The 22654-nt window shown below is 26.8% G+C and carries 25 protein-coding genes and 1 riboswitch; of the genes, 22 read left to right on the top strand and 3 right to left on the bottom strand.

All coding sequences use genetic code 11. From position 1 onward, the window contains the following. Positions 1-399: 399 nt before the first annotated feature. Positions 400-1158 carry a DeoR/GlpR family DNA-binding transcription regulator gene (locus tag NSA50_RS15090; protein ID WP_243241924.1) on the top strand — a complete coding sequence of 253 codons (759 nt, stop codon included), beginning with the start codon at positions 400-402 and terminating at the stop codon, positions 1156-1158. 27 nt (positions 1159-1185) lie between these two features. Then, positions 1186-1971: an HAD family hydrolase gene (locus tag NSA50_RS15085; RefSeq protein ID WP_195262449.1), complete on the top strand. Its 786-nt coding sequence runs from the start codon at positions 1186-1188 to the stop codon at positions 1969-1971. A 277-nt stretch (positions 1972-2248) separates the two neighbouring features. Here NSA50_RS15085 and NSA50_RS15080 read toward each other — a convergent pair whose 3' ends face one another. Next, positions 2249-4033 (bottom strand): alpha-amylase family glycosyl hydrolase, encoded by a 1785-nt coding sequence (locus NSA50_RS15080; RefSeq protein ID WP_257446355.1) that lies wholly within the window; start codon positions 4031-4033, stop codon positions 2249-2251. 296 nt (positions 4034-4329) lie between these two features. Between NSA50_RS15080 and NSA50_RS15075 the strand changes: the two genes are divergently transcribed. From NSA50_RS15075 to NSA50_RS14995, 17 genes are all read left to right on the top strand, one after another. Then, positions 4330-5013, top strand: coding sequence for a pseudouridine synthase (locus tag NSA50_RS15075; protein WP_257446351.1), 684 nt, complete (start codon positions 4330-4332; stop codon positions 5011-5013). Between the two features lie 185 nt (positions 5014-5198). Further along, complete coding sequence (locus NSA50_RS15070) at positions 5199-5678, top strand: hypothetical protein (protein ID WP_195262446.1); 480 nt, start codon at positions 5199-5201, stop codon at positions 5676-5678. 156 nt (positions 5679-5834) lie between these two features. Beyond that, complete coding sequence (gene cobT / locus NSA50_RS15065) at positions 5835-6944, top strand: nicotinate-nucleotide--dimethylbenzimidazole phosphoribosyltransferase (protein WP_257446346.1); 1110 nt, start codon at positions 5835-5837, stop codon at positions 6942-6944. After that, a complete protein-coding gene (locus tag NSA50_RS15060) occupies positions 6945-7097 on the top strand; it encodes a P-loop NTPase family protein (protein WP_195262444.1) in 153 nt (50 codons plus the stop codon). Next, positions 7094-7645: a bifunctional adenosylcobinamide kinase/adenosylcobinamide-phosphate guanylyltransferase gene (locus tag NSA50_RS15055; RefSeq protein ID WP_195428616.1), complete on the top strand. Its 552-nt coding sequence runs from the start codon at positions 7094-7096 to the stop codon at positions 7643-7645. The genes NSA50_RS15060 and NSA50_RS15055 overlap by 4 nt, the downstream gene beginning before the upstream one ends. Continuing rightward, the gene (locus NSA50_RS15050; RefSeq protein ID WP_195262442.1) at positions 7642-8400 is read left to right on the top strand and encodes an adenosylcobinamide-GDP ribazoletransferase; all 759 of its coding nucleotides are present in this window, start codon (positions 7642-7644) and stop codon (positions 8398-8400) included. Before NSA50_RS15055 ends, NSA50_RS15050 begins: the two co-directional genes overlap by 4 nt. A 121-nt stretch (positions 8401-8521) precedes the next feature. Further along, the gene (locus NSA50_RS15045; RefSeq protein ID WP_195262441.1) at positions 8522-8911 is read left to right on the top strand and encodes a bifunctional adenosylcobinamide kinase/adenosylcobinamide-phosphate guanylyltransferase; all 390 of its coding nucleotides are present in this window, start codon (positions 8522-8524) and stop codon (positions 8909-8911) included. After that, positions 8904-9512, top strand: coding sequence for a histidine phosphatase family protein (locus tag NSA50_RS15040; protein WP_195428614.1), 609 nt, complete (start codon positions 8904-8906; stop codon positions 9510-9512). The genes NSA50_RS15045 and NSA50_RS15040 overlap by 8 nt, the downstream gene beginning before the upstream one ends. A 37-nt stretch (positions 9513-9549) precedes the next feature. Beyond that, positions 9550-10494 carry an adenosylcobinamide-phosphate synthase CbiB gene (cbiB, locus tag NSA50_RS15035; protein ID WP_257446340.1) on the top strand — a complete coding sequence of 315 codons (945 nt, stop codon included), beginning with the start codon at positions 9550-9552 and terminating at the stop codon, positions 10492-10494. Beyond that, positions 10494-11567, top strand: coding sequence for a threonine-phosphate decarboxylase CobD (cobD, locus tag NSA50_RS15030; protein ID WP_257446337.1), 1074 nt, complete (start codon positions 10494-10496; stop codon positions 11565-11567). The genes cbiB and cobD overlap by 1 nt, the downstream gene beginning before the upstream one ends. Before the next feature lie 55 nt (positions 11568-11622). After that, positions 11623-11799: riboswitch (cobalamin riboswitch) on the top strand. A gap of 204 nt (positions 11800-12003) precedes the next feature. Beyond that, positions 12004-12921: an ABC transporter substrate-binding protein gene (locus tag NSA50_RS15025; RefSeq protein WP_257446334.1), complete on the top strand. Its 918-nt coding sequence runs from the start codon at positions 12004-12006 to the stop codon at positions 12919-12921. Continuing rightward, positions 12908-13942, top strand: a complete 1035-nt coding sequence (locus NSA50_RS15020) for a FecCD family ABC transporter permease (protein WP_195262436.1) — start codon at positions 12908-12910, stop codon at positions 13940-13942. Before NSA50_RS15025 ends, NSA50_RS15020 begins: the two co-directional genes overlap by 14 nt. A gap of 10 nt (positions 13943-13952) precedes the next feature. After that, the gene (locus NSA50_RS15015; protein WP_195428611.1) at positions 13953-14708 is read left to right on the top strand and encodes an ABC transporter ATP-binding protein; all 756 of its coding nucleotides are present in this window, start codon (positions 13953-13955) and stop codon (positions 14706-14708) included. Between the two features lie 15 nt (positions 14709-14723). Further along, positions 14724-15389, top strand: a complete 666-nt coding sequence (locus NSA50_RS15010; RefSeq protein WP_195262434.1) for a Dph6-related ATP pyrophosphatase — start codon at positions 14724-14726, stop codon at positions 15387-15389. Next, positions 15382-16875 carry a cobyric acid synthase gene (locus NSA50_RS15005; RefSeq protein WP_257446328.1) on the top strand — a complete coding sequence of 498 codons (1494 nt, stop codon included), beginning with the start codon at positions 15382-15384 and terminating at the stop codon, positions 16873-16875. Before NSA50_RS15010 ends, NSA50_RS15005 begins: the two co-directional genes overlap by 8 nt. A gap of 438 nt (positions 16876-17313) precedes the next feature. Continuing rightward, positions 17314-18021: a phosphatase PAP2 family protein gene (locus NSA50_RS15000; RefSeq protein ID WP_195428608.1), complete on the top strand. Its 708-nt coding sequence runs from the start codon at positions 17314-17316 to the stop codon at positions 18019-18021. Positions 18022-18236: 215 nt separating this feature from the next. Further along, positions 18237-18785 (top strand): NADH peroxidase, encoded by a 549-nt coding sequence (locus NSA50_RS14995; RefSeq protein WP_257446323.1) that lies wholly within the window; start codon positions 18237-18239, stop codon positions 18783-18785. A 283-nt stretch (positions 18786-19068) separates the two neighbouring features. Here the strand turns inward: NSA50_RS14995 and NSA50_RS14990 are convergent, their stop codons facing one another. Both NSA50_RS14990 and NSA50_RS14985 read right to left on the bottom strand, forming a co-directional pair. Continuing rightward, positions 19069-19533, bottom strand: coding sequence for a DMT family transporter (locus NSA50_RS14990; protein WP_195263204.1), 465 nt, complete (start codon positions 19531-19533; stop codon positions 19069-19071). Between the two features lie 9 nt (positions 19534-19542). Continuing rightward, positions 19543-19965 (bottom strand): DMT family transporter, encoded by a 423-nt coding sequence (locus NSA50_RS14985; protein ID WP_195263205.1) that lies wholly within the window; start codon positions 19963-19965, stop codon positions 19543-19545. A 152-nt stretch (positions 19966-20117) separates the two neighbouring features. Between NSA50_RS14985 and NSA50_RS14980 the strand changes: the two genes are divergently transcribed. From NSA50_RS14980 to trmB, 3 genes are all read left to right on the top strand, one after another. Next, positions 20118-20804 (top strand): cyclic nucleotide-binding domain-containing protein, encoded by a 687-nt coding sequence (locus tag NSA50_RS14980; RefSeq protein WP_257446318.1) that lies wholly within the window; start codon positions 20118-20120, stop codon positions 20802-20804. Between the two features lie 278 nt (positions 20805-21082). Next, positions 21083-21730, top strand: a complete 648-nt coding sequence (locus tag NSA50_RS14975; protein ID WP_257446315.1) for a hypothetical protein — start codon at positions 21083-21085, stop codon at positions 21728-21730. A gap of 266 nt (positions 21731-21996) precedes the next feature. Then, the gene (gene trmB / locus NSA50_RS14970; RefSeq protein ID WP_257446312.1) at positions 21997-22650 is read left to right on the top strand and encodes a tRNA (guanosine(46)-N7)-methyltransferase TrmB; all 654 of its coding nucleotides are present in this window, start codon (positions 21997-21999) and stop codon (positions 22648-22650) included. The last annotated feature ends 4 nt before the right edge of the window (positions 22651-22654 follow it).

Below are 22654 nucleotides of genomic sequence, written 5' to 3'. Positions count from 1 at the left end.
TAAAAAAGGGGTATATTTACCTCTTTTAGTCATGCAACAAAATAAATATTTAACCAGATATTTCATAGTATGTTTTTATTATAACCCCTAAAATATCAATTTTAAAATGCAAAAAAAGAGGTTGCTATAAAATGATTAAAAATCATTTTGCAACAGCCCCTTTTATAATTTTCTTTCTTAAGTTTTTAAGTGACTATGTATGTGGTATTGACTTGGAGAGAAGTCATATAGTAAGCAAATATATATATGTCCACTTTTCTTTATAAACTATAAATCCAATTTATTATCCTTGAATAATAATAATAAATGTTATAAAATGATATTAAAAGATAATGAGTGATAACAAATGATAATAAGTGAGATTAGTTTTGTAGAGTAAAGGAGGGGATTTGTTTGTTTATGGAAGAAAGGCTAGAAGATATATTAGAAATGCTTAAGAGAGATGGTAAAGTAAGAGTAAGAGACTTAAGTGAAAAATTTAATGTTTCTGAAGGTATGATTCGTAAAGATTTAAGTAAGCTAGAACAATGTGGTAATATCAAAAGAACATATGGCGGGGCAATTTTAGAAAGAAAAATAATTCATAATGACAATACAACTTCAAGAATAATAAGCAATATTAATGAAAAAGAAAAAATTGCAAGTTTAGTTATGGATGAAATTGAAGAAAATGATGTAATATTTATGGATATTTCAAGTACTAATTATACTGTTGCAACAATGATGGCAGGATTTAAAAAGAATATAACATTAATAACAAATATGAATAGAATTGCAATGGCTTTTGATTCAATACCTAATATAGACATAATCCAAATAGGAGGTATGTATAATAAAAAAATAGGTGGAACTGTTGGAGCATTTACTTCAAATGAAATTAAAAAATTTAAAATTGATAAAGCTTTTATTGGAGCTGGTGGAATTAATATAGAAGATAATTTTGTCAGCAATTTTAACCTAGATGAAGTTAGTACAAAAGAATCAATTATTAAAATGAGTAAAAAGAAATATTTAATTACTATTAATGACAAGTTTTATAATGATGGATCATATAAGTTTTGTGAATTAGGAGATATTGATTATATAATTACAGATAAGAAACCAGAAGAAAATATAGTTGACGGATTATCAAAATATAATGTTAAAGTGATATATTAAATATAATAATTAGGAGTGATCAAGCATATGATAAAATTTATAGCATCAGATATGGATGGAACATTGCTAAATGGGAATAATGAAATAAACAAGGAGTTTTTTGATATTTTTCATAAGCTTGTTGAAAAGGACATAATATTTGCAGCTGCAAGTGGAAGACAATATTATAACTTATTAAAAAGATTTGAAAAAATAAAAGATAATATGATGTTTATAGCCGAGAATGGAACATTTGTAGTATATAAAGGTGAAGAAATTTTAGTTAATTCTTTAGATAAAAATGTTGCAATAGAGCTTATTAAAATAGGTAGAACTATAGAAAATGCTCATGTTATAGTATGTGGTAAAAAATCGGCTTATATAGAAAGTAATGAAGAGAGATTAGTAAAAGAAACAAAGAAATATTATGAGAGATATGAAATAATTGATGATTTAACTAAAGTTGAAGATGATATATTAAAAGTAACAATATGTGATTTTTCTGGTTCTGAATTTAATAGTAATAATTACTATAATGAATATAAAGACAAGCTTCAAGTGACAGTATCAGGAGAAATTTGGCTTGATATAACTGCTAAAGGTGTTAATAAAGGAGTTGCAATAAATAAAATTCAAGATATGCTAGAGATAGATCATAAAGAAACAATGGTATTTGGAGATTATCTTAATGATTTAGAAATGATGGGTAGCGCTTATTATAGCTTTGCAATGGAAAATGCACATGATGATTTAAAGAAGGTATCAAGATTTATTGCAAAAAGTAATAATGATAATGGAGTAGTAGAAGCAATAAAAGAAGTTGTAGGTGTATAAAATTTATACAGGGGTTGTATCAAAATAAATTTTTATATTAGCTAGTAAAAATGTAAGTTCTAACTAGAGCTTACATTTTTGCATGTATGTAAATAATAGACAAAATCTCTATTTAAGTTTTAAAACGCCTTTAAGCAAGTAAAATCAATGGTTTAAAAGGATCTCACGTTTCGTGAGACCCTTTATAAAAATAAGAAATTAACTTTTAAAGGTAATAAAGCTTACTTAAAATTGAATAAATTTTATATTAAATAGATTTCTGATACTACGATACTTTTTACTTTACTTCTTCTAATAATACAATACCATTGCTATTAGCTTTGACAGTAACCTTACCATCCTTAACTGCATATTTCTTTCCAGTATAAAAATCTCTTATAGATGTAGATTCTTCCCATACAGATGATACATCTATAGTAGCTTCATTAGAAACGCCAGTTGCAACAACAACTTTATCATTAAAATCATTTTTATTATAAATTCTACTAAAAGCATAAGGAGAAGTTTGGATTTCTTTATGTTCTCCTGCACCTATTGAAATATGGTTTGACCTAAACTTACCAAGTTTTTGCCAGTGAGATAACACATCCTTATCTATACTATCCCAATTCATATCTGATCTTGAAGGTTGATCTTTAGCGGTAGTTATAGTATTAGTTGAAGGTTTACGATTTGATTCATCACCATAATAAATTTCTATACCACCAGGAGACAAAATAAGCTTTGTCCCTAAATTAATCATATTTCCTCTAGTTAATCCAGTATCATGTGAGGATATATAACTTAAGACATTAAATGAAGAGTCAGAATTTATTTTATTAGCATATTCAGAATAAATTTCCTCTAATGAATCTATACTATCACCTTTTGGAAATTTAAAGTTTATTATTGAATCAAAGCCATTATTATAGTATTCATTTTTATCAAGACCTTGTCCGAAAACTTCACCTGTCATCCAAAAATCATCTGTCCATTTAGCACCAGGTTTATTAGGATTTTTTTCTCTCCAAATTGTTAGAGCTTTATTTGATTCTTCCTTTAATTCTTGCCATCTGTACATATCTATATGTTTAGCAGTATCACATCTAAAGCCATCTATTCCAAATTCCTCTACCCAAGCTGATAGCCATTTTATTATATACTCTGAAGGCGCTATATTTAAGTTTTCTCTATATTTTTCAGCAGCTGGAATTATCCATTTATCATTTTTTTCTGTAGCATCTTTTCCCCACTTTACTTTAAGTATTGGAGGAATATCTACAGGATTTGTAGATTCTGTTTTTATATCGGGTAACCCCGAAAGATTCATTGTTATATCATTTGAACCACCAGGAGTGTATCCAGGGATACCAGCTCTTATCCAATCAGATCCCCACCATTTGGACCACTCCTCTTTATGACCAGAATAATCAACTATGGTTTTATTATAAGTATCAAAGTTTTCATTTTCATTAGGAATCCAATTAGAAATATCAACTGTATCATTTTTTATTGGATAAAAATCATAGTCAGACATATCTTTTAAAGTAGAAAATCCAGTATGATTCATTACAACATCTAAAACAATTCTTATTCCCTTTGAATGAGCTAAGTCAACAAATTCTCTCATTTCTTGAGCAGTCCCCATATTCTTATCTATTGAAGTCCAATCCAAAGCATAGTAGCCGTGATAACCATAATGAGCAAAGGAACCGTTTGAGTCTCCAGATATAAATCCATGTATTTGTTCTATTGGAGATGTAAGCCAAATTGCATTGATTCCTAAATCATCAAAATATCCTTCCTTCAATTTTTTAGTTAAACCCTTAATATCTCCACCATGAAAAGTTCCAACGGTTGATCCTTTAGAATCTACACTAACTCTTCCGTATGAATTATTATTAGATTTATCCCCATCATAAAACCTATCAGTCATTACAAAATAAAGACTAACATTATCCCATGAGAATGGTTTGTTTTCAAGTTTATTATTATTTTTTGTCAATAGATTAAAGGAAACTATTATAGCAGTTAAAGCTAAAATTATTGATATAGATAAATAAAATATTTTTTTCTTCTTCATTTTACCCCTCCTAGAAGTTTCATAAGTTGAATTTAACACAGTTTATTTATGACAACAATTACAAATGTTGAGTATTAGATATATTTGTACGGGAGTACAAAAATATAAATTCAATTTTGTAGTATTTTCGAATTAAACTTAATGATATGTATTAACTTTCCGATTTTCATATAATATCTCCAATTTAATACATATCTAGTTAGCGTAGCCTTTATATTTGCAAAATATAAATATGGATTATTAATTGAAACAAATATATAATATAGAAATAAGAAGCAGAAAGGATAATTTGTACATTGAGGATAAATAAGCTACTAAGTAACTATGGATATTGCTCAAGAAAAGAAGTAAGTAGATGGATTGAAGATAAAAGAATAATTGTTAATGGAAAACTATGTGAACAAGGTCAATGGGTTGAGGAAAATGATGAGATATTATTAGACGGTGAAAAGGTAAAGCCAAAGGAAAAGGTATATATAGCATTAAATAAGCCACCAGGAAGAGTTTGTACCTCTGCAAGAGAAATAGATAATAATATAATTGACTTTTTAAATTATAAGGATTATGTTTTTCCAGTTGGAAGATTAGATAAGGACTCTCAGGGGCTAATCTTAATGACAAACGATGGAGAGTTAGCAAATAAAATATTATCTTCAGAAAGTTATCATGAAAAAGAATATATTGTAACTTTAGATAAAGATTTTGATGATAGCTTCATTGAAGGCATGTCTAAAGGTGTTGAGATATTAGGGACTGTTACTAGACCATGTAAATTAAGAAGAATAGATAGAAATGTGTTTAGTATTATTTTAACTCAAGGATTGAATAGACAAATAAGAAGAATGAGCAAAGTTTTTGGATATAATGTTACCAAGTTAGAGCGAATAAGAATAATGAATATTGCGCTAGATGATATAGGGATAGGGCAATGGAAACTTATAGATAAGAAAATTATAAAGAAGATTATAGAAGAAGTTTAATGTAATATTTAATTAATTTTAAAAAAGATTTCCAAAATGGGACTATGGTCCTATTTTTTTTATGACTATTTTTGAAGAAAATAGGACTTTTAAATTAAATAAAAAAGTATAAGAATATAAGTAGATAATATTATTCAATACAAAGCATTTGCTATAACTATATTTTAAATTAAAGGAGGCTTAATATGGATTGTATTGGAATAGATGAAATTCTATCAACTACAGTGTTGTATGAAGGTTTTTTTAATTATAATGAATTTTTTAAAATATCGAAAGAGAGTATAAATAAGATTTTATATATAGCTAATAAGTATAAAAGTCATTGTAGTGATTTGGACTTAAATAAAAATGAAGTATATTTAAAAAGTATTGGAGATTCATTTTCAAGAGAATTTATATATAAGTTTAATGAGTATATTTCAATTGATAAAATAAAATATTCTTCACAAGGAAGAGAGCTTATGTATTATGAGGTTTATGAAATAATAGATTTTGAAAATGAAATTGATAAATTAATACTATTTGGTTCATATACAGGAAATAATGAGGATTTTATAGAAATATTTTTAAATGGCGTTAGTTTAAAGAATATAAAAATAAAGCTTGCAAATAAAACTAATATTTGGCCAAACTCTTCAGAAATTATTTTTGAAAAACATATATAAGATTTATACTATTAGAGGCTATTAAAGATGAATTCACAGATTAAATATATTTAACTGTGGATTTTTTTGTTTTATAAAGAAATATGCCTTTATTGACTTTTAGATAAATTTTAATATATTATAACAAAAAAAGAAGTAGATTAAGGGGGAAGGGCAGTGGGTCACAGAGAAGTAGTTGAGGAAGTAATAAGAAATATTGAAGAAATAGATTATAAGGTTAAAGATGAAGCAAGGAGAAGAGTAGATTCTTTAGCAAAGCCTTTAGGAAGTTTAGGTAAACTTGAGGAGATTGCTATTCAATTGGCTGGTATAACAGGAAAAATAAAAAATAGAATAGATAAAAAATGCATAATAATTTTTTCGTCAGATAATGGAGTTGTGGAAGAAGGAGTTGCATCTGCCCCTAAATATGTTACTTTAGCACAAACTATCAATTTTTCAAAAGGACTAACAGGTGTTGCTGTTCTTGCAAAAGAAAATAAAACTGATTTATTAGTAGTCGATATTGGTGTTGATTGTGAGGGAGATATACCAGGGGCAATAATTAGAAAAATTAGAAGAGGGAGCAATAACATAGCTAAAGAAGAGGCAATGACTTATGAAGAGTGTATTGAAGGTATTTACATAGGGATTGATATGGTTAAAGAAGCTAAGCAAAAGGGATATGACATAGTTGGTGTTGGAGAAATGGGAATAGGTAATACAACTACTAGTAGTGCTGTTTTGGCAGCTTTAATAAACTGTGAAATTGAAGATGTTGTAGGAAAAGGTGCAGGTTTAACAGATGATGCTTTTGAAAAGAAGAAGAAAGTAGTAAAGCAGGCTATAGAGGTAAATAAGCCAAATTTTAATGATCCAATTGATGTTGTAGCTAAAGTTGGTGGATTTGATTTAGCTGGAATGGTAGGAGTTTTTTTAGGAGCTTCATATTATAAAATACCAGTTGTAATAGATGGCTTTATATCAGCTGTTGCAGCCTTAGTAGCTACTAAGCTAAATAAAGATGTTAAAGATTATCTTATATCATCTCATTGCTCAAAGGAAATTGGATACAATATTGCAATGGGTAATATAGGATTAGAACCTATGCTTAATTTAGATATGCGACTTGGAGAAGGCAGTGGGTGCCCAATAGCTTTTTCCATAGTTCAATATTCATGTGCTATGATGAATAATATGGCAACCTTTAGTGAAGCGGAAATAGATCCAAGTTATTTAGAAAAAGTTAAAAATAAAAAGAATTATATTGTAGATAGGAGAAATTAAATGAATTTAGGATTTATTCATATGTATTGTGGAAGTGGAAAAACAACTGCCGCAATGGGAGTAGGAGTAAAGGACGCCGATAGAGGAAATAAGGCATTGCTTACTAAATTTATAGATAAAAAAGTTCTAGTAAGGATTGGAATAGAAAAATGATTATATTAATAGTTGGCGGATCAAAAAGTGGAAAGTCAATGCTTGGGCAGCATCTATCGAAAAAATTAGAAGATAAAGATTGTGATTTATACTACATTGCTACAATGGAGCCTTACGATAAAGAAGATATAAAAAGAATTAATAATCATTTAATGGAAAGGGATGGCTGGGGTTTTAAAACAATTGAGCAAAGTAGGAATATAGAAGAAGTAGCAGCAAAAGTAAAAAAAGGAGATACACTTCTATTAGATAGTGTTACATCAATAGTTACTAATGAAATGTTTATTGAAGAGCAAGTTATAATGGATGTGAGTGGGAAAATATTTGATGGAATAAGAAATTTATCTAGTAAAGATATAAACTTAGTCATAGTAACAGATTATTTGTTTAGTGATTCTATAGTATATGATGATTTTACAGAAGCTTTTAGAAGAGAGATGGGAAAAATAAATATAAGTTTAGCTAAAATTTCAGATGTTGTTATAGAGTGTTGTTATAATAATAAGATAATTCATAAAGGAAGAAAATATATAGGTGATTTAATATGATTAAATTAATAAATGCTTTTATAATGGCTTTAAGTATGTTTACAATATTACCTATGCCTTATAAGAAGTGGGATGATAATGGAGTAAAGCATATGATGAAGCTTTATCCATTAGTAGGACTTGTTGTAGGATTAATACATTATACTGTCTATAAAATTGTTAGCATTTTTAATATATCTACCATTTTAACAGCAGCAATTACTATGATAACTCCATTTATTATAACGGGGATGTTACATTTAGATGGTTATATGGACGTATGTGATGCTTTATTATCAAGAAGAGATCAAAAGGAAAAAGTAAGGATATTAAAAGATCCTAATACAGGAGCCTTTGCAGTAATATCATTAGCAATTTTATTTATAATTGATTTTTCAGCTATTTACACATTAGTAGATAAAAAAGAAAACATAATTGGATTAATTATTATACCTATTATTTCAAGAAGTTTAATGGGACTTATGTTATTAAAAAAGGAATCAATGAAAGAAAGTTCACTTGGATCATACTTTAAAAAAGGAACAGGAAAAATTGATATACTTGTTTTATATTTATTTTTACTTATAACAAGTTTAAGCTTCATATATTTTATTGGCGCTAAGGGGCTGATAGTTTCATTAGCTATGATAATTTCAGCAATAATTTCAGTGAATAAGAGTTCGAAGGAATTGGGTGGTATGTCAGGAGACAGTGCTGGGTATGGCCTTGTGATCTCAGAGTTAATAGGAATACTATGTTTAGCAATAATAATATAAAAATGCGAACATTTTTATAATGGATAATTGATAATGCACAATGGACAATAATTATCCATTATCAATTGTATATTATCAATTTGAGTTGCTTCGCAATTTATTACGGAGGGTGTGTTTAATTTTGATTCTTGTATTTGGTGGAGCTTATAGTGGAAAGTTAAGCTTTGTTAAAGAGAAGTTTAATATTTCTGATGAAGAGGTATTAAATTTAAATAATATAGATAATTTAGAAATAGATTTTTCAAAAAAGGTAATAAATAAATTTCATAAGTTTACTTATAAGATGTCTTTAGAAAATAAAGATCCATTAAAATATATTTTAGAAAATGAAAGTTTATTTAAAGATAAGATAATTATCAGTGATGATATATGTGAAGGGATAGTTCCATTAAAGAAAGAAGATAGAATATGGCGAGAAAGCACAGGAAGATGTCTTCAGTACTTAAGTAATAATTCTAAAGAAGTATATAGAGTTTTCTGTGGAATTCCAATGGTGATTAAAAATGAGTAGTATGGAAGTTTATTTATTTAGGCATGGTAAGACTATTTGTAATGAAAAAAGATTATATTGTGGTAAAACTGATATAAGTTTAAGTGATAGAGGAATAGAAGAGTTAAATTATTTGAAATCTAGAATTAACTATCCTAAGTGTGATAAATATTTTACTAGTGGTGCAGCTAGGGCTAATGAAACTTTTAATATTATTTATAAGGATGAAGCTTATGAAGAATTATCAGGATTTTTTGAATATGATTTTGGAGACTTTGAAATGAAATCATATGAAGATTTGAAAGAGGATAAGCTCTATATAAATTGGATAATGGATGAAATTGGAGAGGTAAGATGTCCAAATGGTGAAAGTAAAAATCAATATAAAAACCGTATTAAAGAAGAGTTTATTAGTTTTATAAAATATATAAAGAAAAACAACTATAAATCAGTTTTGTTAATTTCACATGGCGGAACAATAGGAAGTATATTAGAATGCTTTTATGATGATAGTAAAAATTTTTATAGCTGGCAACCTAAATGTGGAGAAGGATATAAACTTAAAATAGAATTTCAGGAGCAAAACTTTACAATAAAAGAAGTTTTAAAAATAAAGAGTTAAAAATAGATAAAAGTAAAATTATCAAAGAGGTAATAAGATGACACAACTAACTATAGGATATATTTTGGATTTAATAATAGGAGATCCTCAAAATCCCATTCATCCAATAAGATTAATAGGTAATACTTGTAGATTTTTAGAAAATATATTTAGAAAACTATGCAAAAATACTTTAAAGATAGCTGGATTACTAACATGGATATTTAGTATTTTAATAGTGTACTTTGTTAATGTCTATATAATTAAAATTAGTTTTAATATTAATTATATTTTAGGGATTATTATAAGCGGTGTAATAGTATATTTTTGTATCTCAACAAAAGCTTTAAAAGTAGAAGGATTGAAGGTAGTATCATATATATTAAAAAACGATATAGAAGGAGCAAGAAATCAACTTTCATATATTGTTGGTAGAGATACTAAAGAGTTAGATAAAGAAGCAATTTTACGAGCAGTAGTTGAGACAATTGCAGAAAATATGTCTGATGGTATAGTAGCGCCTATATTTTATGCAGGAGTTTTAGGTGCTCCATTTGCAATGGTATATAAAGCAGTTAATACAATGGATTCAATGTTTGGATATAAAAATGAAAAATATAAAGATTTTGGATTTTTTCCAGCAAAGTTAGATGATTTATTTAATTATATACTAGCTAGGTTAAGTGGTATTCTCATAGTAATTGCATCTTGGATATTAAAATTAAATTATAAAAATAGTTTTAAAATTTACATAAGAGATAAGAGTAATCATAGTAGTCCAAATAGCGCACATCCAGAAGCTGCAGTTGCAGGGGCCATAGGGCTTAAGTTAGGCGGAGCAAATTATTATTTTGGAAAGTTAGTAAAAAAGCCAACTATAGGAGATGAAATTAAAAAAATAGAGGTTTTAGATGTTTATAAAACTAATAATATTTTATATTTAGTATCATTTCTTAGTTATTTAGTAGCAATGCTTTTATCTTTGATTGGAGGGCTTTTATAATGAGCAAAGTAGTTCATGGTGGAAATATAGATGAATTATCAAGAAAATATAATTTAAATAAGGAAAAACTTATAGATTTTTCAGCAAATATAAACCCTATTGGAATAAATAAAAATGTTAAGATGGAGATGATGAAAGCTATAGATAAGATTGAAAGGTATCCAGATATAACATATTATGATTTAAAATCATCAATAAGCAAGTTTGAAGGTATAGAAATTGAAGATTTAGTATTAGGAAATGGGGCAGCTGAAGTTATATTTAATTTAGTTAGAGCTTTAAATCCTAGAAAGGTTCTTATTCCAGCACCAACATTTGGAGAATACGAAGAAGCAGTTTTAAGTGTTAAAGGTAGAATAGAATATTATTATTTAAGAGAAAATAATAAATGGAATATAGACGAAGATATATTAAATTACATTACTGAAGATATAGACATGGTTTTTATATGCAATCCAAATAATCCAACAGGAAATTTAACAAATAAAGATATAATATTAGAGATTGCAAAGAAAGCTTTGAAAACTAATACAATAGTAGTTATAGATGAATCCTTTTTAGATTTCGTTAAAGATAGTAAAAACTATACAATAGTAGAGTCATTAAATGAATACAAAAATATATTTATCTTGAAGTCTATGACCAAATTTTTTGCTATACCTGGAATTAGAATAGGATATGGGATATCAAAAAATCAAGATATTATGAAAAAGATAAATGATATATCTGTTCCATGGAATGTTAATGTTATTGCTGAAAGGGCAGCTATAGTTGCTTTAGAAGAAAAAGAATATATGGAAGATACAATAAAATACATAGAAGAGGAAAAAAACTTTTTATTTAATGAGCTAAGTAAAATAGAACAAATAAATATATTTAGACCTACGGTAAATTTTATAATGTTTAAAACTACAGAGTTTATAGATTTAAAGGAAAAAATGTTAAGTAAAAATATAATTATTAGAAGTTGTAGTAACTATAAAGGGTTAGATAAAAATTATTTTAGGATTGCAGTTAGAACTAGAGAGGAAAATGAAAAGTTCATAAGTACTTTAAAAGAGATAATAAAATAGCATATTTTAATTGACATATTATATCATTAATAATATAATTCTATTTGAAATTTAGACTATATTAGCTATATAAGGTGCTTTTAAAGCTTAATAGGGAATCAGGTGCAATGCCTGAGCTACCCCAGTAACCGTGAAATGGACGAAATCTATTAACACCACTGCAAAATGCGCGGGAAGGTTAGAAAGTAGGATGAAGTAAAGCCGGGAGACCTGCCTTTTATAGACGGACTGTTATCTTCTGAGGGTGAGATAATAGGAATACTATCATAGTCTTAAGTTGTTTTTAATAGATAATACAAGCTATTTCTATTTTCAATAACTTAAGATTATTAAATATGTATTTTAGACATACTCTTAGTATGTCTTTTTATTTTATAGAAAAATAAAAATTAATTTCTATAAAATGAGCCCTAATAAAAATTAGGAGGAGATTATTATGAAAAAGAGAAGTAAAATTCTTTCATTAGTTTTTGCAATGTTATTTTCTTTAGCATTATTTGCGGGATGTTCAGAAACTACAAAAACTATGACAGACAGAGAGGGAAATGAATTCACTCTACCAAAGAAAATAGAAAAAATTATATCCACTGCACCATCTAATACAGAAGTATTGGTGGAGTTAGGACTGGCAGATAAATTGGTTGCAGTAGATAATTATTCAGTAGATGTAGAAGGAATAAATCAAGAGCTACCTAAGATAGATTTTAGAAATCCAGATGCAGAAACTATAATAGCATTAGAGCCAGATATAATAATTGCATCAGGACATAATAAAGCAGGAGATAATGATTCATTCCAATTAGTTAAAGATGCTGGAATTCCAGTTGTTTATATTCCAAGTAGTTTTAGCATGGATGGAATATATGGAGATATAGAGTTTATAGCTGAAATAACTAAAACTCAAAATAAAGGTAAAGAAATTGTTGATAACATGAAAAAGGAAGTTGAGGCTATAAAAGCTATTGGAGATAAAATAACAGATAAGAAGAAAGTATATTTTGAAGTAGGATCAGGTGCTCAATTAAGTAGTTTTGGTCAAGATACTTTTTTAAATGAAATGATTGAAATAATTGGAGCAGAAAACATATTTGCTAATGAAAAATCATGGATATCACCAGCACCAGAATCAATAATTTCAGCTAATCCAGATGTTATATTAACAAATATGCCAGATATAAATGGAGTAAAAGCTGTTGATGATATAAAGAGCCGTGATGGATGGGATAGTATAACAGCTGTAAGGGAAGGTCAAGTTTATGGGATAGATACAAACGAATCATCAAGACCGTCTCAAAATGTTATAAAAGCTTTGAAAGAAATGGCTAAGGCTATTTATCCAAATGAATATAAGTAAAGATAAAAAAAGTAAAACATTGATGATACTATCAATACCGATAGTTATATTAATAATTTGTATTGGAACTTCCATTGGAAGTTCCAATATTAGTATTATGGATATTATTTCGATAATACTTCATAAAATATTTAATACAAATTTACTAGAAGGTATTGAATCAAAGGATGTTGCAATAATTTGGAGTATTAGATTGCCAAGAGTACTATTAGCATTTACTGTTGGAGGAGCACTTGCAGCAAGTGGGGCTGTAGTACAATCGGTTTTAAAAAATCCATTAGCATCACCTTATACTTTAGGGGTATCATCAGGAGCATCTTTAGGAGTAGGATTGTTAATAGTTTCAGGAATATCTATCCCTTTCCTTGGAAACTTTTCACTACCTCTAGTGGGGTTTATAAGTAGTTTATTAACAATGATAATAGTATTACTATTTGCAAGTAAAGTAGATAAGGAATTATCAAATAGTACAATTATATTATCGGGAATGGTTTTTTCTTTATTCTTTAATGCTGCACTAACAACTATAACGGCTTTATTTACTGATAAGATAGAATCTATAACAATGTGGCAAATGGGATCATTTTCTATGAGAGGATGGAGCTATCTTAAAGCAGGAATTCCATTTTTTCTAATTGGAATAATTGGAGTAATGGTATTTTCTAAAGAAATGGATGTATTAACATTTGGAGAAGAACAAGCAAAAGCTATTGGTGTTGAAGCTGAAAAAGTTAAGAAGTATCTTTTTTTATTTGTGGCAGTATTAACAGGAGCAGCAGTATCAATAAGTGGAACTATAGGATTTGTGGACTTAATTGCTCCGCATATAGTGAGAAAGATATTTGGATCAAAGCATTCATATGTTATTCCTATGTCAATTGTATTTGGGGGATGTCTTATGGTGGTTACTGATTTAATCTCAAGAACTATAATAGTGCCATCAGAACTTCCAGTAGGTGCAGTAACAGCTATAATAGGAGCTCCATTTTTTGCTTATTTATACTTTAAAAAATCAAAGTAGGTGATTTAATATGCTAGAAGTTAAAAATGTTTGTTGTGGCTATAATGGAATAGACATTGTAAAACAAGTTAGTTTTAACATAAATAGGGGAGAAAACTTATGTATAGTTGGTCCTAATGGATGTGGCAAGAGTACTTTGTTAAAAGCTATATCTAATTTGATTTCTTTTAATGGAGAAATTAAGCTAGATGGAAAAAATATAAATACTTTAAAAAGAAAAGAACTTGCAACTAAGATTGCATTAATGACACAAAGTTCGAACATACAATTTCCTTATACTATTTATGAAACAGTGGCATTAGGAAGATATGCCCATTTAAATAGTATTTTTTCAAGATTAACTAAAAAAGATGAAGTAATTATAAATGAAAGCTTAAAGATGGTTGGAATATTAGATATAAAAGATAAACTTATAAGTGAGTTATCTGGAGGACAGCTTCAAAGAGTATTTTTAGCAAGAGCTTTTGCGCAAGACCCAGAAGTTATACTTTTAGATGAGCCAACAAATCATTTAGATTTAAGATATCAAATTGAAATATTAGATTATCTTAAAAACTGGGCTAAAGAAAAAAATAAGATTGTTATAGCTGTATTGCATGATTTAAATTTAGTTCAAAATTATGGAGATAGAGTATTGATGCTTAATGATGGAGTCATAAAAGGGAATGGAAATACAAAAGAAGTATTAAATAGTAATGATTTAGAAGAAGTTTATGGAATAGATATAAAAACTTTTATGGTAAGAACATTAGAAAAGTGGAAGTAGAAAGGAGTAATTTAAATGAAGAAAGAGTTTGTTATGTCATATAGTTGCGGAAAAGACAGCACATTATCTTTATACAGAATGATAAAGAATGGACATAAGCCAGTTGCCTTACTTATCACTATTGATAAAAAGGTTTTAAGATCCTGGTTTCATGGAGTAACAAATGATTTATTAAATGAGGTATCTCAATCTTTAGGTATTCCTCTTTTATTAGTGAAATGTGAGGGAGAAGAATATTCAGAAGCTTTTAAAAAAGCATTACATAAAGCTAAAAATGAATTAGGGGCAGAAGCTTGTGTTTTTGGAGATATAGATTTAGAAGAACATAGAACATGGTGTACAGATAGATGTAATGAAGCAGGAATAGAAGCTATATTTCCACTTTGGCTTGAAGATAGAGAAAAGTTAACCTATGAATTTATAGATACTGGATTTAAAACAGTTATAAAAAATGTTAGGTTAGATGCATTATCAACTGACTTTTTAGGAAAAGAACTAACGCATAAAGTAGTTGAAAATATAATTAAAACAGGTTCAGATGCATGTGGAGAAAATGGTGAGTATCATACTTTTGTGTTTGATGGACCAATATTTAAATATCCAATTAAATTTAAAGAAAATGGTATAATTACTAATGAAACTCATGGATTTTTAGATATAGTAGGTGTTATTAATGAGTAAAAGTATTATGTTGCTTGGAACAGCATCATCAGTAGGTAAAAGTACAATTGCAACAGCATTTTGTAGATATTTTAAAAATAAAGGTTTAAAGGTAGCTCCATTTAAGGCATTAAATATTTCTTTAAATTCATATGTAACAGAAGAAGGTCTTGAAATGGGAAGGGCACAGGTTGTTCAAGCTGAGGCTTGTGAAATAAAACTAAAAGCTTGGATGAATCCAATTCTTTTAAAGCCAAGTGGAAATATTAAAACACAAGTTATAGTAAACGGGAAAGTAAAATGTGATATGGATTCATATAAATATAAAGATTTAAATGTAGAATTAAAAGATATAATTAAAGAGACTTTTAATAATTCATCTAAAAGTTATGATTTAATAATGCTTGAAGGTTCAGGAAGTTGCGCGGAAATAAATTTAAAAGATACTGATATAGCAAATATGTCTATGGCGAAGATAAGTGAATCACCTGTCATATTAATTGCTGATATTGATAGGGGAGGGGTATTTGCATCAGTAGTAGGAACTATAATGCTTTTAGATGAAGATGAAAGAAAGAGAATTAAAGGTGTAATAATAAATAAATTTAGAGGAAATGTAGAATATTTTAAGTCTGCAATGAAGCAGCTAGAAGATATTATAAAAATACCTGTACTTGGAGCCATGCCTTATTTTGATTTAGATATAGAAGATGAAGATAGTGTAACAGAAAGAATAAAAAATAAAGATAATAATAGTGGAAAGTTAGATATTGCGGTAGTAAGACTACCTTATATGTCAAACTTTACAGATTTTAATTCATTAGGAAGATTAAATCAAGTATCGCTAAGATATGTAGAAAGTGCAAAGGATATTGGGAACCCTGATCTTTTAATAATACCAGGTAGTAAAAACACAATAGAAGATTTAAGAGCCATAAAGAAAAATGGAATATTTAATAAGATCATGGAACTTGAAAAAAGTGGAACTTTGATTTTAGGGATTTGTGGTGGATACCAAATGCTTGGTAACATTATTGAAGATGATTTAGGAGTAGAAGGATATATAACATCAGAAACTGGATTTGGATTTTTAGATATATGTACTAGATTTAATAAAACTAAAATAACAAAACAATCTGAAGGAAAGGTAGTTTTAGATAAAATTAGTCTTATTAAAGATATAAAAGTATTTGGATACGAAATTCATAATGGCATTAGTAATGTAAATAAAAATGCGATTCCATTCATTAAGCTAAATAATGGAGAAATAGCAGGTGTTACAAATAAAGATTCTACAGTTTTTGGAACCTATCTTCATGGTATATTTGATAACGGAGAATTTCTAAATTATTTTATAAAGTATTTATTAGAATTAAATAACATGGAAGATATCATTGAAGATACAACAAGTTATGATGAATATAAACTAAAGCAGTTTGATGAGCTTTCTAAAATTTTAGAGAATAATATAGATATGAAAATGGTAGAAAAAATAATAAATATATAATGTATATTTAAAGATATTACTCTCGTATAATTAAAAATCATATAATTAAAAATCGATCATTAAATTAAAGAGATGTTTGTTACATAATCTTTTTTTAAAGAATATCTAAAGGAAACCTTATAAAATTCTTAAACTTCCTTACTTAAATGCACAATATAATTTAAATATTGTAAAATAGTTAGTAAGGAATAAATTTATATAATTTATAGTAATAATAGTATATTTATTATAAAAAACAATTGATAATATTTAAGAAAAATAGTTTTTTAATTATATAAAGATCCAAATAGTATATATAATTTCAATTTAACGTTTTTAATAAATAAATTAAGTAACTATTTAATATTATATTATTTTGTGTTATGTAGATAATTAATTGAAGAATATATATAATAACATATTTTATATAAACTATGTTTTATAGGGGAGTGATTAAAAGTGAGGGATGCATTAAAAAGGTTTATATTAAAATACAAGTTAAATGAATTAAGGTGGCTAGATTTAGCATGGCTTGCTTTATTTCCAATAATAAATATAAACTATGTCATTGCAGGGTCAATAGCAGAAAAAGGAAAAGACCTTAGTTTGTTTTTAGATAAAGAAATTCCGTTTGTAGCTATGTTTATTTTTCCATATATATATTGGTATGTTTATATTTTTATAGGATTAATATTTATTTTATTAAAAGACCGTAGAAAATATATAAGGGCTCTTTTAGCAGTGTATGTGGGAATGTTTGTATGCTATTTTATTTATTATTTATTTCCTGTAGAAATAGTAAGACCAACAGTTGTTAACAATAATTTACCTAATAAGCTTGTTAATATTATCTATCAAAATGATAGACCATTTAACTGTTTTCCATCTATACATGTATTAAACACTTATATAGTTATGAGATACACAAATAGAAAAGAAAACAAATCATGGTTTTACTATACTATAATAGTTGGTATTATGATAATTTTATCTACTCTATTTATAAAACAACACTTTATATTAGATGGAATAGCGGCTATGATATTAGGAGAAATAGCAATATTAATTTCTAAGAAAATAGAAGACAAGCATATAGATAATATTTTATTATTACCGTATAAATTAATCGATAGAATAAAAGGTAAAAATGATATTCCTATAAACTAATTTTTTTGAAGTTTACTTTTAAAATAAATAAGAATGAGGATTTTTTATTATAAACTCTCATTCTTATTTTTTTATTATTAGCTATAAATAATTTTAAAATAAATTATAAAAAACTATTTACAACTAATAATTATTATTATATAATAAAAACATCAAATTAAGTTATATATAAATCAAGTATATAAATAATGTGGAATTTAGGAGGAGTTTAAATTATGAAGAAATTTGTTTGTACAGTATGTGGATACGTTCATGAAGGAGATGTAGCACCAGAAGTATGTCCAGTATGTAAGGTTGGAGCTGACAAGTTCATGGAACAATCAGGAGATTTAGCATGGGCAGATGAGCACAGAGTAGGAGTAGCTAAAGATGTAGATCCAAGAGTTATGGAAGGATTACAAGCTAACTTCGTAGGAGAATGTACAGAAGTAGGAATGTACTTAGCAATGTCAAGACAAGCTGATAGAGAAGGATTCCCAGAAGTTGCAGAAGCTTATAAGAGAATAGCATTCGAAGAAGCAGAACATGCTGCAAAATTCGCAGAATTAATCGGAGAAGTAGTTGTTGCAGATACAAAAGCTAACTTACAAGCTAGAGTAAATGCAGAACACGGAGCTTGCCAAGGAAAGAAAGATTTAGCAACATTAGCTAAACAATTAAACTTAGATGCAATCCATGACACAGTTCATGAAATGTGTAAAGATGAAGCTAGACACGGACAAGCATTCAAGGGATTATTAGACAGATATTTCGGACAAAACTAATTATAAATAAAAAAGGAAGTGTATCAAAATAAATTTTGATATTAGCCAATAAAAATGGAAGTTCTAATTAGAACTTCCATTTTTGTGCATATATAAATAATATATAAAAATTTCTATTTAAATTTAAAAATGTATTCAAGTAAGTAAAATAAATGGTTTAAAAGGGGCTCGCGTTTCGCGAGGTCCTTTGCAAAAATAAGAGATTAACTTTTTTGAAAAATAAAGCTTACTTGAAATTGAATAAATTTTATATTAAATAGATTTCTGAGCCTGAGTCTTTTTATTATTTAATTATATTTAAACTTTTTGTTTCTTGAGCTTTTTTATCAATAAATATATTATAACTTAATCCTAATAAAATTAATAATCCACCGAGTATTTTACCAATAGAGATAATGTTACTAGAAAAGTAATCTATAATAATACCAATAGATAGCTGACCTATAAAAACTAAAAGTGATAGAGAAAAAGATGATACTTTAGGTGTAATATAATTAAATAGTAAAACTACTAAAATACCAATTGTTCCTCCTAGGTATGCATAAAATGGAATAGATAATTCATTCAAATTGTTGATATTAATATAGTCTTTAGTAAGAAAGAAAAATATTAATGATGTTAAGAAACCTGTTAAATAATTAAAAAAGGTTCCTTGGAAAGTTCCTATTTCTTCAGCTAACTTAAAATTAACAATTCTTGATAAAACAACAGAGACTCCAGATAAAATTGCAAGTAAAATATATAACATAAAACCCTCCTAAAAAAATGTCATAATAATTATTCCAGATGTTATAATTAAAAATCCAAATATTTTTTTATTTTCAAATCTTACTTTTTTCATTCCCATTAAACCATAACTATCTATTATAAAAGAAGACACAACTTGTCCAAGGAGAGCTAATGATATAGTCAAAGAAGCCCCTAATTCCTTAAAACTTATATTATTAAAAATTACTGTAAAAACTCCAATTACTCCAGCACTATATAATATAATAGGAAGTTTTTTCTTAAAGGATATTTTATATTTCTTTAGCAATAGAATTACTAGTACTATAATAAATCCAGTTAGATGAATAATTAAAGAGGATGAATAATTACCTATGGCTTGTGATAAAATGCCATTAAAGCTAACCATTATAGTAATTAATATTCCTGTAAATAAAGATAAAAAATTATACATATTAATTCTCCTTATGCTTTTTTTATAAATTTAACATAAAAAAATTATATTTTATTAGGACATATGTCATAATGAATATATAGTTTACAATAAAGATTTGATATTTAAATAAAATATTAAAAAAATAATATCTTATAAGCTAGGGAGAAAAAATGAAGAGGGTAACTGACATTAATTTAATAGAGAAATATATAAAATTAAATAATATTGAAAGTTTATTTAATGATGATATTAAGAATAATTCTGAAGTTTTATTTTTTAATAAGAGGGAATTAATTTTTAAAGAGGGGGAAGAAATAAGGTATCTAATGTTTTTTGTAGAAGGAAAGACAAAAGTTTATACAACATTAAAGAATGGTAAACTATTGTTATTGGATTTTTATAAAGAGTTAGATACATTAGGGGATTTAGAGTTAATTACTAATGATTTATCAAGCTGTAATGTTGAAGCTATAGAGCCTTGTATTTGTATAGGCATTCCATTAAAAGTATTGAGAAATATTTATTATAATGATACAAAGTTATTAAATTTCTTATGCAATTCATTAGGGAGAAAACTTAAAAGATCATCTAAAAATGCATCTATAAATTTAATGTATCCATTAGAAAGTAGGGTTGCAAGCTATATAATTTCTATAGGTACAGATAAAAATAGCAAATTTATTAAATTTGATGAAACTTTAACTGTAATATCTGAATTGTTAGGTACAAGTTATAGACATTTATCAAGAACATTAAATAGATTATGTAATAAAAATATTTTAAAAAAGGAAGAAGATTATTACATTGTTATAGATTATAAAAAGCTAGAAGAATTAGCAGCAGATATATATAGCTGATGAATAATTTTTTTATTAAGAGATACTTTATAAAATTTGTATTTAAGCTGAAATAAAGGATTTATATATAATTAAATATATATTTTATAAACTTATATAAAGAATGAATCACATTCAGTATTTTGGTGATATGTTTTACTTAAATAAGCTTATTAATCATTTAAATATTATATTATTGTTAATTATGTTAATTATTAGTTGAAACATATATATTAGCAAATTTACATATGATATAATTAAATTATCATATCATAATTATTAAAAGCGAGGGAAAACACATGAAAATAAAAAAGTTATCAGCAATAGTAGCAGCAGTAGCTATAACAGCAAGCTTAGCAGGATGTACAGCAGGTGGAGCTAAATTACCAGAAGGGGATGTTAAAATAGTTAATCAACAAGTTCAAGGGGTTGTTGAACTATTATTAGAATCTGCAAATTATGGTGAAGATAAAAGTACAGTGGCATCAATGGTATTACCAAAGGATTCTCAATATGATGTGAGTTTATATGTGGAAAAATACAGTAATGGTGAGTTGAGTGAAACAAAAGAATTAACTAAATATACAACTGAAACTATAGAAAAAGACTCAATAGTACATATAATAATGAATACAGCAAAATCAAGTGATGGAGAAGCTGACAAATCTATATATTCTATTGCAGAAGTAGATAAAGAAAATACAAAGGATGCTAAAAATCCAGAATATAAGATAACTAAAACTTATGGGGAAAGTATAGATTTTGATTCAAAGTCAGAAGTAAGTCAAATAGGCAAGAATTTAGATGAAGAAATTACATTAATTGGATTAGTAAAATTTAAAGATGATGATTCAGAAAAAGCGACAATAAATTTAGATTCATATAAAGATGAAATAGGTAAATATGCATCAGTTAATATAATCAAGGTTAAGGTTACTAAAAAGTAAATAGAAATAATTGATAATGTGCTGAGGCACGGTTAAAAGTATAAAATGGGATTAAAGACTACAAAAAGTAATTTTTAATTTAATATTTCAAATTGAAGGGCTGTTTATGACAGCCCTTAATTTTTCACTATTTCACTTTTAACTTTTCACTAACTAAATTGCTTGGCAATTTATTATAATTGTTAAAACGAAGGATATTTATATGTTGTATATGATATATAAAATCTGTATAATGATTATGAATTATAATAGATGGAGTGAAGAACATGAGATTAAGAAAAAAGCCATGGGCTAGACCAGAATTAGAAGCATGTAATTTTTTTATAACTAATCCAAGTGAAAATAAAGGAAAATGGAAACAATCATTTGTTAATGATAATCCTATATACTTAGAACTAGGATGTGGAAAGGGAACGTTTATAGCTGTTCATGGATCAGAAAATGAAGATATAAATTATATTGCTATTGATATCAAAGATGAAGTATTGGTATTAGCAAAAAGAAATATAGAAAAAGCATACGAAGATAAAAATAAAGAAATAAATAATTTGAAATTAATGGCTCAAGAAATTGCCTTAATTAATGATATTTTTAGTGAAGAAGATGTAGTAGATAGAATATACATAAACTTCTGTAATCCATGGCCAAAGGAAAGACATAAAAAAAGAAGACTTACTCATACTAGACAACTAGAAAATTACAAAAACTTCTTAGCACAGGATGGAGAAATATACTTTAAGACAGACGATGATGAGTTATTTGATGAGTCTATAGAATATTTTAAAGAGTCAGGGTTTAATATTGACTATATTACATATGATTTACATAAAAGTGATTTTGTGGGTAATGTTAGAACAGAACATGAAAATATGTTTAGTGAACAAGGAATAAAGATTAAGTTTTTAATTGCAAGTAGATAGAAAA

This window comes from Clostridium mucosae (assembly GCF_024622765.1).
In the GTDB taxonomy this organism is placed as follows: Bacteria; Bacillota; Clostridia; order Clostridiales; family Clostridiaceae; genus Clostridium.
This window is presented reverse-complemented; position numbering and strand designations above follow the sequence as displayed.